This is a genomic window from Moorena producens PAL-8-15-08-1, assembly GCF_001767235.1.
Classification (GTDB): Bacteria; Cyanobacteriota; Cyanobacteriia; order Cyanobacteriales; family Coleofasciculaceae; genus Moorena; species Moorena producens_A.
The window spans coordinates 6916899-6929506 of sequence record NZ_CP017599.1 but is presented as its reverse complement, the minus strand read 5'-3'; the positions used below and the strand labels follow the sequence as shown (position 1 = coordinate 6929506).

Genomic DNA, 12608 nt, shown 5'->3' with positions numbered 1-12608 from the left:
GACAAAATTATCAGCAAAGGTAAATAGATTGTACAAAACAACAGTAGGATAGGCTTCAAGTTTTTCATATAAACATCAAACCCCATTGAGATTAATTCGATTAATCCAAGTTTTCGGCTTTGAAGTTTAGATAGACTACTCATGGTGACGGCTCCATCAACGGGTATTGATATAGTAGTTATCAACTAGGTAAGGGTGAGGTTACTTTTTGAGTTTAGGTAATAGGTAAAAGGTAACCGAAAAAAAATATGTTTACCTTATTACTAGGATAAGCGCTATCAAATAAACAAGGGTTTAATTCTATGTGATTTAATCTAAATTTCCTACTGGTATAGAAAAAAGGACTCGAAAGGCGATTGTCAGAAGTTTGATCACCAGAAGGAACGCCCTTGGGATAGCTAGAACGACACAAGTTGGGAGTCTCAAGCCAACAGCCACCCCATATGCCTCAATGTGACGCTCTATAGTTAGTTGTCCTAGCGGTTTCGCCTACAGTTTTATTAGTATAATTAATTGTAGTTATAAATTATAGTTATAGCAGTTTTCGTAGTAATGAGGTAAACAGGATTTTTTCCCACTTCCGTTCCCCCCTTATTAAGTTCCCCCCTTATTAAGGGGGGTTAGGGGGGATCCCTTTTCTGACTTCCCGACTCCCTCGGTGCGCTTTCCGTAGGCGAATTAAATTCGCCACGGGTCGCACCGCTCCCGACTCCCGACTCCCATTAACCCTGCAACTGTCTACCTGACCGATTTGAGAAATGCTAGATCATACCGGTGGTCGGCACACTACTCCCAGACAAAACCCATGCCAATCATCTAGTCCAATGGCATGAGCTGCTTCTTGATTGACCTTTTTAGGTTTCTGCTGAACACTTAACTTTCTAAACTTGATATAAGCCAATAATTAACAGCCGACAACCAAAGAGAGGTCTTCTGTCTGATGGAGTTATACAAACCTGGGCTTGTCCCTGACGATCCCTTGACAAAGAGAAAACGGTTTAACCAAGCCTCCCTAGGTTTAGTCTCTACTCTAAGTTTTCCAGTAATTGTTAGTACTGCTGACGCCATGCTCAAGTCAGCAGAAGTTACCCTTGTGGGTTATGAAAAAACTGGTAGTGGTCACTGCACTGCCATTGTGCGGGGAGCGATCGCTGAGGTCAGAATTGCTGTCGAATCGGGTAAGGATTATGCTCAACGAGAGGGTGAGTTGCTGTCTTCGACAATCATTGCGCGACCACTTCCCAACCTGGAAGTGATATTTCCCATTGGTGTTCACCTACTCGATCAAGTTAACCAAAATCATCGTAGCCGGGTCAGTAATCATGCCCTAGGTCTTTTAGAAACCAGGGGATTGCCAGCAATGGTTGGTGCCTCCGATGCCATGCTCAAAGCTGCCAATGTACAGCTTACTGCCTACGAAACCATTGGGGCGGGTTTATGTACTGCCATTATTCGGGGTCGTGTGGCAGATGTAGCAGTTGCTTTACAAGTTGGAATGGCTGAAGCCCAGCGTATTGGTGAACTAACCGCTGTGACAGTGATTCCTAGACCTCTTGAAGATTTAGAGAAAAGCTTGCCAGTAGCGAGTTGCCTAATCGAGGAGCAACCACAACCGTTGAGAATACCAGTTAATGTAAAGGAAGCAGAAAAAGAGCTTGTAGAACTACCAGATTTAAGAAACTTACCCATACGTACCAAAGATTCATAATAGCTACCATGGAAAAAAGTCCACCATGAACACTATGAAACTCTCTTGTCCCCATTCCCCACTCCCTACTCCTGACTTTAAAGACTGTCAAAGACTAAGATCTATATCCTCATAGGAGTAATATCATTGAAGCAAGCCACATTGCATCAGTTAAGGGTCTTTGAAGCAGTCGCTCGGCACCACAGCTTTACACGAGCTGCAGAGGAACTGTTTCTCACCCAACCCACTGTCTCTATGCAGGTGAAGCAGCTAACCAAAGTTGTTGGTATGCCTCTGTTTGACCAGGTAGGTAAGCGAATCTACCTGACCCAGGTTGGTGAGGAACTAGTTAAAACCTGCCGCGATATCTTTGAGAATTTAGACCAGTTTGAGATGAAAGTGGCAGATCTCAAAGGTTTAAAACAGGGGCGTCTGCGCTTAGCAGTGATTACAACTGCTAAATATTTTATTCCTCGTTTACTAGGTCCGTTTTGCCAGCGTTATCCAGGCATTGATATTTCTCTGCAAGTCACCAATCACGAATACATCCTTGGTCGTCTCAGTGAGAATCTAGATGACTTATACATTATGAGTCAGCTTCCAGAAAACCAGGAGATCTGCTATAAACCAGTGCAAGAAAACCCCCTGGTTGTGATCGCACGGGTCGATCATCCTCTAGCTCAGGAAAAAAATATCCCCCTGAAGCGTATAGCTCAAGAAACGTTTATTATGAGGGAGCCTGGTTCGGGAACACGCAAAGCTGTACAAAAACTGTTCGATCACCACCAGATTTCCCCAAAGGTGCGGCTGGATTTGGGGAGTAATGAGGCAATCAAGCAAGCGATCGCAGGGGGTTTAGGAATTTCTATATTATCTCGTCATACCTTAGTTATGGAAGGGGTTAACTCTGAGCTGGTGGTTTTGGATGTAGAACACTTTCCGATCGAGCGTTACTGGTATGCTGTCTATCCGCGTAGCAAACAACTATCGATTGTTGCTGGTACTTTTCTAGATTATCTATTGGGTTCAGAGCCACTGATTTGCTAAAAATAAGATTGCTCAATAGGTCAAGCAAACCAGCTGTATCCTCCTTTTGACGGAACAGCTGGCTATTAAGGTTTTAGGCAAAGGTGCTATTGCTCAATTGGTTGACGCGGGATTTATTGAGATCTATTCAAATAATTTTGAGCTTGTTTGAGAGCGATCGCACCAATATTGTAAGCTACCCAGCCTAGTGCTAGGAGTAAAGGCAATAAGACTATTAATAGACGTAAATCCATGATTAAGCGTGTCCTCCCTATATTGCTTGAAGTGTTTTTACCCTCCCACCCCTACAAGGAGTGGGGTTGTTAGTTCAACACGTTGCCGTGACTCAGTAATCAAATAACTCTTACCAAGCTAGATGGGTAACCTCCCTCAGCTTGATATGCCTTGTACCGGACGGTACTTAGTTGTTTATATATATAGTCGCACCTATGGGTCAATTTTTTTTAGTTAATTTTTCAGTAAGCTGATCACCCATTTGTTCAAGACGTTGCACGCTTCTTGGGAAAACTTAGCCAAAGTTAATCACAGTTACCCACACTTGACTAATTGGTAAGGAATCGCTAAAAAGCGATACAGGGCTTTTGTGATAGTGTTTTTCTCAATTATTGTCCACTGTTCCGTGATCCGAAGTTCCCTGTTCAGGCTTCCCGGCAACGGCAGCGAAAGATTATTTTACACTAAATCCTAAATCTGTGCCTTTACCGGCATGAACTAGAGCCAACTTTTCATAGTGCCGTGCATGTTCAATCAGTTCAGCGGCTTGAGCCTCTGAAACATCTCGTAATTTTTTGGCAGGGACACCGACTACCAGGGAAAGGGGAGGAACGTCTTTACTAACCACAGCTCCAGCGCCCACGATACTACCATGACCGACACGAACCCCATCGAGTACCACTGCTCCAATACCAATCAAGCTACCCTGTTCAATATATGCTGAATGAATGACAGCGCGATGACCAACTGTGACATGGTCTTCTAAAACTGTTGGCTTGCCGGGATCTCCGTGTAAAATTGCGCCATCTTGAATATTAGTGCGATCGCCAATCTCGATCCGTTCCACATCACCTCTGACTACAGCACCATACCAAATGCTAACTCCTGCAGCTACGGACACCTGACCCATAACTACAGCATTAGGGGCGACAAAGGCAGCAAGAGAAAGATCTGGGGGAGGCCAAAAAGATGTCAGTATTGGGGTTTGAGGTAAGGGATAATCCACAATTAATCACAATAGGGAGATAATGGTAATTAATACCTTAGGTTTTACATAGGTTTTACAGTGGGGTCACTGAGACCAACACCACTAAATACCCAGTTATAATGATGGAGCCATTAGGTAATAGCATATACCTCTAAGGCACTCCCTAGCATTTAATGATTGATTCTAGCTTGCAGTACCCGATATTCGGTTCAGAAATTAAATGTCCTCACTGCCGTCAGATAATTCCGGCATTGACGTTGACTGACACTTACTTGTGTCCACGTCATGGTGCGTTTGAAGCCAACCCAAAAACTGGGGAACTGATTCATTTACAATCTGGGCGTCACTGGCGTCTATGGCAAGATAAATGGTACCGACAACACACTCATCCTGATGGAATTCGCTTTGAGATTCACGAAGCCCTAGACAAACTGTACACTGAAGGATATCGGGCAACACGGGTGATTATTGCCAGTCGTTATCGGGAATTAGTGAGTGCCTACCTAGAGCGCAGTACCCCCTGGCGAGGGAACTCAGAGTCAGGCCAACCCAGGTTGTATGGCTTGCCGGTAGAATTTAGCCCAGAACCTGAGGAAGAACCTTGTTGGGAAGTGATCAATTTTGATTTGGAAAAAGAACCTGGGGTACCTGTGCGCTACCCTTATTTCCGATTGTTTTAGTGATTGGTGATTGGTGAGCACGTGATTAGTGATTGCTAATTGGTGATTTCAGTAGACCTGTTGTTGGTTAGAAAGGAAAAAGGCCAAAGGACAAAATCCATGCATCACGCTTCGATTCGCACAGCCAATATTCATCGCGCGATCGCATTTTATGAGAAGTTAGGATTCACAGTATCTGAACGCTTCACTACTGGCATGACTCTAGCGTGTTGGCTGAAGGGACTGGGAGGACGCTTGGAACTGATCCAAATTCCTGAACCATTACCAGCACCGGATGCCTTTGGGGATGAGCATTATGTGGGATATTACCACGTATCTTTTGACCTAACTGATAGCGCTACTGACTTGCCAAGTTGGTTAGAGTCCTTGAAAGAAAGTTTTAAAGAGGCTTCTGAGCAGAACCCAGAGCAGTTTCAGCCCTTGAAGGTTCTGTTGGAACCTACCCAACAGATGATCGGTAATCATGTTTATGAGGTAGCCTTTATCGCTGATACTGATGGTTTACCGTTGGAGTTTTTGTATCTGCTAAAAACCTAGACCTAGACATCGGTTTTAGGGAGTCGGGAGTCGGGAGTCGGGAGTCGGGAGTCGGGAGTCGGTAGTCGGGAGTCGGAATGCCCTGAAAAAAAAATTACTAGTCTGTCTAGCTGTTTTTAGCCTAATGAGGTACAATAAATTTTGCCCTGTTCCCTCTTCCCCTCCTGGGAGGGGTTAGGGGTGGGTTACTCTTCCCTGTTCCCTATTCCCTGTTCCCTGTCCCCTATTCCCTGTTCCCTATTCCCTGTTCCCTAAAACACTAAACTCTGTACATCACCAGATTAAAAACCTATATTGGTCACTTTTACCTTTTGGCTTTTACCTTGTGCCTTCTTTGCCTTCGTTCTGCTATCGACTGGCGGCGACTTTGTATAGACACAACTTTTGCCTCACTACTCTCTCGTGCCACCCGAATCAACAACCCAGCCGAACACAAACTGGAAATCATCGAACTTCCCCCATAACTAAAGAATGGGAAGGGTAAACCAGTAGTGGGAAGAGCCCCAGAAGCAACACCAATATTTAACAGAGACTGTCCTACAATAAACAGCATTGCCCCAATCGCGATTAACTGATAGACTCGGTTTCTTGCCTTGATAGCTACAATCACCGCTAGGGTCATGTATGTCATCAACAAAAACATTAGCGCTATACTACCAGCAAAGCCAAATTCTTCAGCAAAGACAGAAAAGATAAAATCAGTGTGTTGAATCGGTAAATAGAATAACTTTTGTTGGGATAACCCAAAACCAGAGCCCCAAGTACCACCCGAGCCAATAGCTAGAAGACTTTGAACCAATTGGTATCCATCTCGCATGGGATCAGCCCAAGGATTTAGGAATGACATCACCCGACGCCGCTGGTAATCCTTGATGCTGATACTGAGTACTGCCAGCAGGACACCACCAAATGCTGTACCTCCCAAGTAATAAAACGGTAACCCTGCCGCTAGAGCAACTAGCCACAAGGTCATCCCACAAAGTGCTGTTGTACTCAGATTAGGCTGTAACAAAATTCCGAGCAACACCACCATAAAAATCCCCAGCCACGTCAAACGGGTCCGCCACTGAAGCCGGTCCCACTGCCCAAATACCCGAGCCGCTTGTAACACTAGAAACGGCTTCATCAACTCCGACGGTTGTAGGGGAACCGAACCCACAGATACCCAGCGAGTTGCCCCATTAACCGTTGTTCCCACACCAGGAATTAACGTCAATAAGAGCAGCACCAAGAGCACCAAGACCAACCAATGGCTGATTTTTAGCAAATAACGCAACGGTGATCGCACCAATAGGTTAAATCCCACTAAACCCAAGACTACCCACATCAGCTGTCGCTTGACGTAGTATGTCCCATCCCCTAACTCGACATCTGCGATCGCATAAGAAGCTGAGAACAGAATTACTATTCCGATCAACAGCCATAGAAACGTTAACCACTTCAGTAACCGAGCAGTAACTGCCCAGTCTGTAGTAGAGGGGTTAAATAATAGAATCAGGTTACGTAGAGCCACGTTTGATCAGGTTGGTTAAAGGTTATGTGGTTGAAGGTTATTTGGTTTAAGGTTATGTGGTTTAAGGTTATGTGGTTTAAGGTTATTTGGTTATTTGGTTTAAGGTTATTTGGTTATGTGGTTGAAGGTTATGTGGTTGAAGGTTATGTGGTTGAAGGTTATTTGGTTTAAGGTTATTTGGTTGTTCGCCTTTGGGCGAGGGTTTCTTGTTTATAGCTTTTCTCATATTAATGAGGTGCACAATAGTTTTTCCCTGTTGCCTGTTGCCTGTTGCCTTTTGCCTATTCCCTAACATCCCAAATGTACCTCACCGAATTTATAAATGCTATATCTTCCCTCTCTTGCCTATGTTTCCATCCCCCCATTTTCCACCAAAAATCACAAAGGGGTCTTAGTAGACCCCCTGAAATTTTTTTTTTGATAAACAGCTATTATCGAAAAATCATTACAAACCGGTGTTTGTACCTTGCTTACCGGTTGCCAGTTTAACTTTAATAATTTTGCCACCCATTTTCTGGATGCGCTGCTGCTCACGGAACCAGTTCTCGTAGGAAACGAGCTTGGTAAAAAAAGTATTCTGTAACTCCCGTTGTGTCCTAATTCGGCTTGGGCTTGGCACACAAGCAGTTACTTCAAACATCCGCATGAGCTTATTTCTCCTAGTAAAATTCAAGAAAATTTTAATTCTGGTTTGATTCCAAGATGGCTAAAAAACTCCCTAGCGCCTATAGCGAGGGAATAAATTGGTTAATCAAATATCTCAACTATTCCAAAGTCTGGGAGTTAATTGTCAATACTAGACTGTCAAAACTCCTCTGCTTGACTTACGTGAGCCAGATTCGCCTTTAACAAGCTAGCACTCACAATCAACTTCCCAGACCTTAATTACACAGACAACTACAGGCTGGCGAATTCCATCAACATGCTTCGCGCGTTAGCTTAAGCCAGAGCAGATGTAGTCAAAGTATACACCCATTTCCTTACCAGCATCAGGACCAACTAAGCTAGCGGTAACTTCCTTCATGCCTTGGATGGAATTGGTGGTATTGCCAATGGGAACACCAAGGGAGTTGTAGGTTTCCTTCAAGCCATTGAGTACGCGCTCATCAAGGATAGATGGGTCACCGGCCAACATCGCATAGGTAGCATAACGCAAGAAGTAATCCATGTCACGGATACAAGCTGCGTAGCGGCGAGTGGTGTACATGTTGCCACCAGGACGAGTGCTGTCGGAATACAACAGGGTCTTAGCAACTGCTTCCTTAACGATGGTAGCAGCATTAGCACTAATGGCAGTTGCTGCACGTACCCGCAGCTCACCAGTTTGGAAATAGCCTTTGAGCTTTTCCATTGCGGAGTCGTCTAGATATTTACCTTGGACGTCCGCAGAGTTGATAACAGCAGTAATTGCGTCTTGCATGATTCTATTTCCTTATTTAACTCAAGTTGTGATTATCGGTTCTACAGACAGACTATGCCATCATCAGAACACTAGGCAAAGGGGTATTTATTGCCCTACAACAATCCACCAATCACATAGTCGAAGAAAGAGGCAGCTTCGGCAGCATCGTCTCCAGACATCATGCCAGTAGCGATACCCTTCATGCAACGGACGCTTTCGGCAACAGCATCAATGGAGGTACCTAAAGACTTGTACATTTCCTTAGCACCTACCAGACCAATTTCTTCAATTGGTGTGGTATCACCAGCAACAATACCATAGGTAATCAAGCGCAGGTAGTAATCCATGTCCCGCAGGCAAGTAGCGGTCATTTCCGGACCATAGGCATTACCACCAGGAGAAACCACATCTGGACGCTTTTGGAATAGTTGGTCTCCAGCTTGCTTAACAATTTGCTCACGGGAGCCTGTCAAGGTTTGAGCAATACGTAAGCGCTGCTCACCAGAAGTAACAAAGCTTTTGATGCGGTTTAATTCACCAGGGCTCAGATAGCGAGCCTCAGCATCTGCATTCACGATGGATTTCGTGACAATACTCATAGATGGATTCCTCCAGAAAAAAATATCACCAGGTTTGTTTAAACTGGCATTTCCAAGAATGAACGCACTCTAACTAACCTTGCGGTGTAATTAGAGCTTTTGTGGCATTGCAGTTACCCGCAATGTGCCGGGTAAATCGCCGTTCTCGATACGCCGTCGGAACTTCAGCCGACGCACGTCCCAGCAAAACTTGGTTTAGCTAACCCTGCCTAAATTAAAGGCCTAAATCAAAGCCTAAATCAAAGCCGGTTAATCATAAACCTAGCTTCCGGGAATATTTTGCTACAGATTGTTGACATTTTTCCCAGTTTCGCAACACATCGTAACATTTTCCCTAATGAAGTACGAAGTATTAAGGGTGAGTGACAGGTTAGTGGCCTGAGTTAGAGGTTAAAGGTTGAAAGTTTAACCTTTAAGGATAGTCCAACCTAGCGACCACCTCTAAACCTCTAAACCTCTAAACCTTGGCCTTGGCCTATTGGCCACGCGGGGCGCGTTTGGCCACGCGATCGCGTTCAACCTTGGCCTTTGGCCACGCGTGCGCGAACAACCTTTAACCTTTAATCTTCAACCTTTGAACTTCAACCTTTAACCTTCAACCTCCAACTTCCAACCTTCATAATTCAGACTTTTTGCTAACTAATCCGCTGATAGGGGACTACCTCTTCACCAAAGAAGCGGGAGTATTCTGGACTATCAACCATAGCGGTTACTGCAGCTTGTAGACCCTGTGCCGCCAACAGCTGCTGGTAGGTTTGAACCTCACCGTGAGTGTTAGGGGTACGTCCGAGTAAGTGCCGGAACAATAACTCGACTACTTTGGCAGAGGGATAAGGCTGGTAAAAGCGCTGACTATAGGTGTTACTACTTGCCAAAGCTTTAACAAACTGCCGCACCGAAATTTCACCATTGCGCAGTTGACTGTCTAGATGCTGTTGTCGGTATCCGGCTGGGACTGGTTCACCAAATAAATCCAAAACCTGGTCATAAATCGCATCAATGACCACTGCGGTTTCGACCTGAGAAATGTTTGGGGTGATGCGGAAAATCCGCGTTGGCTTAGCAGATTTAGGATTCAAGGTTGAGTGGTTCCGATTAGAGGAACGACCTACCTTGGCCAGCTCGGAAGGGTTGGTAGCCACCTCCCACTTTTGGGCAGCCATATCTGCGATCGCTTTTCCGGTCAGAGGTAGCTTAGACGAATCCATGCGAGGCTCGACTGGATCAAAGCTTGGTACCACCACATCAATATTCTGCTTGGTCTGCTGATTATACAGCTTTTCGGTGTTCGGGAAATTAGCAGCTGGTAAGGTGGGGAAGCGGCGGTACGGGACGGTATCTTCTCCAAATGCCTGAGCATATTCCATGCCATTGACCATTGCGCCAATAAAGCTCCGAATCCCTTCAGAGGCTAGAATTGCGTTGTAGGTCTGGATTTCCTTCTGATTTAAGGGGGCACGTCCTAGGAAGTGCTTGGTACCCAGCTCAATCACTTTGGTGTTGGGGTAGGGGGTGTAGAACTCTTTGATGTAGAGGTCAGAACAACCTAAGCCTTCAATAAACTCCTTGAGATTAATTTCGCCATTGCTCAGTCGGCTTTCCAGGGAGGTGAATGCTGCTTTGACCACATAGGGTTCAAGATCCCGCTCAAATATCTGCCGATAAGCTGCTCCAATCAGGACTTTCAATGCTGGCTTATCATTAAGGTCAATCAGCTTAAAGATCTTGGTTTGTTCACGCTGTACACTTACCCCCTGATTAATCCGGAATTCAACTTCCGGTTCGGTGAGCATCTGTTTGCCCATACCCAGCTCAACAAAGCGAGGTACTGTCTCATCAGCCATGATTGCCATTGCTGATGAGACAGTACCAGACACTCCGGTGCGCATTTTTAAACCAGCCGCCGTCACATAGCGCTCATAGGGAACCGTATCTTCCCCAAATGCCTCAGAGTACTCTTTGCTGTTGACAATTGCCTCTACAACACCGTAGAAACCTTGTTTATAGGCAACATCATAGTAACCGTTCATCTCGGAGCGCCCATAGCTAGGACGACCAAGCAAACGTCGGTGGATATATTCAATTGCCTTGACCACATACAATGGTGTCCAGTAACGTTTGCGGAAACCATCAGACTTGGCCAGGATTAGGATAAACTCGCGGACGGTAATTTCACCGTTTTCCAGCCGAGTTTCCGCTGCACTGAGCCGTTCCCCTTCGTAGGGCATAAAGCCAAACACTCGAAGGTAACAGGCACGAATTACCCTTTGAGTAGAGCTTTCAGCAAATTTGATACTCTTGTCTTGTGTACTAGGGATCTGGTCAAGGCGGATCACCTTAGAGCCTAGGGAACCGGGGAATACACCCCTTGCCCCTGGATTACTATTTTGGTTATTGATGGCTGGGCCTTGGTGGATCAGCAGACGTTTAGTATCTTTGCCAAAGGGAGCGGGGGTGGTAGTGGGATTCCGGGTTTCTTTCGGGAAAATTGCCCCATACTGAATTTCCAACGAGTCATTACCAGAACCATAAACATGTTGGTCAGGCAGGGGTTGCTCGTACTTGGCAAACGTATTGAGGAACTGGGCATCCTTACGGAAGGGAGCACTATAGCGCAACAAATCTTGCTGCATGCCCCAGTTACGGCATTCTTGAGCCTCTTGACCATAACCCCTCAGATAGGGAACCGTTTCTTCCCCAAAGTAATCCGAGTATTCCTGAGAATCCACCAGGGCATCTACTAGAGCGGGTAAACCACCATCGGAAACAATGGAGAAGTAGCTTTGAACTTCTTCCCTTGAAGATGGACCCCTACCTAGGAAATGGCGGAAAGCTAGTTCTAAGGCCCGACTATTGATAAAAGGTTCAAAGAATTGCTTCCGGTATAGTTCAGATTTGCCCAAACGGCGAACAAACTCCTTCATGGAAATGTTCCCGTTTTTCACTAGAGATTCTAGATAAGAAATTGACAAACCGTAGGCGCGGGTAATGTCACGCTCAAAGATTTGCCGGTAGGCAGCTTTAACTACCTCGGTTTTTTCTGAGGATGACAGACCGGGCTTCATCACAAACTTAGGACGCCGCTCGGCTGCATTAAAGTAACTTTGGGGCAATTGCAAGCCTTGTTGGTCTATCGAAGGCCGTTGCCGCAGTTTATCGGAGGGTGTAGCAGCTTTAAATTCGTTAAGGGTAATGTCAAAGTACTGGGCAACAATCTCCTGTGCCGACTGATCACCTTTGAAATAATCTAGTGAAGCCGCCCGCATTCCCTGGATTGCCACGATGGTGGCATCAGCTGAACAAGCATTTTCAATGACTTCCCGCAAACCTCGAACATTAACCACTATGATGTTGGGATCACCAGCAACAATGGCGTAAGTGATATAGCGCAACATCCAAGATAGGTCCCGCAAGGACTTTTGCATATTCCTCGGGCCATAGCGGTTGATGTCGATGGGACGGAAACCTGGTGGGGTTGGTCCAATCGGAGAACTAAACAGAGCCTTGAAGCTCCCAAATAATCCACCTCCACTCTCGACAAAGGTACTAGTCCCCAAGGTTTTGGTGTCGGGAACCCCTGTAGCACCAGCCCCAACTGGGACAGGGTCTTCCTTAGGCTTTTCCAGGAAAGCCATTGGGGAACCACCCACGAAAATCCGGTTAGCCGCCTTGGATACGATTAGGTCTGAGTTTTTGGTGAGCAGATTAGCAATTGCTAAACGCTGTTCTCCAGAACGGAAGTAACCAAGTAGCTCGTTGATTTCTCCATTTCCTAAGAAGCGGTCTTGTTGCTCTGCTTGGATAATGGTTGCCGATGGGACAGTTTGATAGAGTTGCACAGGAGCAACTGAGCTTCCACCACTTGCCTTGACACTCATTGGTTTGTTAAAGCTCCTAAATTTTTATGCTGTCATTGCGAACTTATGCCGCAGTTAATAAACA

Annotated in this window: 11 protein-coding genes; 4 read left to right on the top strand and 7 right to left on the bottom strand. The window is 45.6% G+C overall.

Annotation, left to right across the window (positions count from 1 at the left end):
• Positions 1-940 precede the first annotated feature (940 nt).
• Both BJP34_RS25315 and BJP34_RS25310 read left to right on the top strand, forming a co-directional pair.
• Complete coding sequence (locus BJP34_RS25315) at positions 941-1708, top strand: BMC domain-containing protein (protein ID WP_070394735.1); 768 nt, start codon at positions 941-943, stop codon at positions 1706-1708.
• A 126-nt stretch (positions 1709-1834) separates the two neighbouring features.
• A complete protein-coding gene (locus BJP34_RS25310; RefSeq protein ID WP_070394734.1) occupies positions 1835-2734 on the top strand; it encodes a LysR family transcriptional regulator in 900 nt (299 codons plus the stop codon).
• Between the two features lie 113 nt (positions 2735-2847).
• Here the strand turns inward: BJP34_RS25310 and BJP34_RS25305 are convergent, their stop codons facing one another.
• Together BJP34_RS25305 and BJP34_RS25300 are read right to left on the bottom strand one after the other, a co-directional pair.
• Positions 2848-2967 (bottom strand): photosystem II protein Y, encoded by a 120-nt coding sequence (locus BJP34_RS25305; RefSeq protein WP_070394733.1) that lies wholly within the window; start codon positions 2965-2967, stop codon positions 2848-2850.
• 434 nt (positions 2968-3401) lie between these two features.
• Positions 3402-3953 carry a gamma carbonic anhydrase family protein gene (locus BJP34_RS25300; RefSeq protein ID WP_070394732.1) on the bottom strand — a complete coding sequence of 184 codons (552 nt, stop codon included), beginning with the start codon at positions 3951-3953 and terminating at the stop codon, positions 3402-3404.
• Between the two features lie 155 nt (positions 3954-4108).
• Here BJP34_RS25300 and BJP34_RS25295 point away from each other — a divergent pair, with 155 nt between their 5' ends.
• Positions 4109-4615: a TIGR02652 family protein gene (locus BJP34_RS25295; RefSeq protein ID WP_070394731.1), complete on the top strand. Its 507-nt coding sequence runs from the start codon at positions 4109-4111 to the stop codon at positions 4613-4615.
• Positions 4616-4714: 99 nt separating this feature from the next.
• A complete protein-coding gene (locus BJP34_RS25290; RefSeq protein WP_070394730.1) occupies positions 4715-5152 on the top strand; it encodes a VOC family protein in 438 nt (145 codons plus the stop codon).
• Between the two features lie 304 nt (positions 5153-5456).
• Here BJP34_RS25290 and BJP34_RS25285 read toward each other — a convergent pair whose 3' ends face one another.
• From BJP34_RS25285 to BJP34_RS25265, 5 genes are all read right to left on the bottom strand, one after another.
• Positions 5457-6665 carry an FtsW/RodA/SpoVE family cell cycle protein gene (locus BJP34_RS25285; protein ID WP_070394729.1) on the bottom strand — a complete coding sequence of 403 codons (1209 nt, stop codon included), beginning with the start codon at positions 6663-6665 and terminating at the stop codon, positions 5457-5459.
• Between the two features lie 445 nt (positions 6666-7110).
• Entirely contained in the window at positions 7111-7311 is a 201-nt protein-coding gene (locus tag BJP34_RS25280; protein WP_070394728.1) for a phycobilisome linker polypeptide, read from the bottom strand.
• 288 nt (positions 7312-7599) lie between these two features.
• On the bottom strand, positions 7600-8085 hold the full coding sequence (gene apcB, locus BJP34_RS25275; RefSeq protein ID WP_070394727.1) for an allophycocyanin subunit beta: 486 nt from the start codon (positions 8083-8085) through the stop codon (positions 7600-7602).
• A gap of 95 nt (positions 8086-8180) precedes the next feature.
• Positions 8181-8666: an allophycocyanin gene (locus BJP34_RS25270; RefSeq protein ID WP_070394726.1), complete on the bottom strand. Its 486-nt coding sequence runs from the start codon at positions 8664-8666 to the stop codon at positions 8181-8183.
• Between the two features lie 635 nt (positions 8667-9301).
• Positions 9302-12544 carry a phycobilisome rod-core linker polypeptide gene (locus BJP34_RS25265; RefSeq protein WP_070394725.1) on the bottom strand — a complete coding sequence of 1081 codons (3243 nt, stop codon included), beginning with the start codon at positions 12542-12544 and terminating at the stop codon, positions 9302-9304.
• Positions 12545-12608 lie beyond the last annotated feature (64 nt).

What these genes read in the sequence shown, in the direction of transcription:
- BJP34_RS25280 (WP_070394728.1), bottom strand. Translation starts at nt 7,311, where the DNA reads ATGCGGATGTTTGAAGTAACTGCTTGTGTGCCAAGCCCAAGCCGAATT.
- BJP34_RS25270 (WP_070394726.1), bottom strand. Translation starts at nt 8,666, where the DNA reads ATGAGTATTGTCACGAAATCCATCGTGAATGCAGATGCTGAGGCTCGC.
- apcB (WP_070394727.1), bottom strand. Translation starts at nt 8,085, where the DNA reads ATGCAAGACGCAATTACTGCTGTTATCAACTCTGCGGACGTCCAAGGT.
- BJP34_RS25315 (WP_070394735.1), top strand. Translation starts at nt 941, where the DNA reads ATGGAGTTATACAAACCTGGGCTTGTCCCTGACGATCCCTTGACAAAG.
- BJP34_RS25305 (WP_070394733.1), bottom strand. Translation starts at nt 2,967, where the DNA reads ATGGATTTACGTCTATTAATAGTCTTATTGCCTTTACTCCTAGCACTA.
- BJP34_RS25265 (WP_070394725.1), bottom strand. Translation starts at nt 12,544, where the DNA reads ATGAGTGTCAAGGCAAGTGGTGGAAGCTCAGTTGCTCCTGTGCAACTC.
- BJP34_RS25290 (WP_070394730.1), top strand. Translation starts at nt 4,715, where the DNA reads ATGCATCACGCTTCGATTCGCACAGCCAATATTCATCGCGCGATCGCA.
- BJP34_RS25295 (WP_070394731.1), top strand. Translation starts at nt 4,109, where the DNA reads ATGATTGATTCTAGCTTGCAGTACCCGATATTCGGTTCAGAAATTAAA.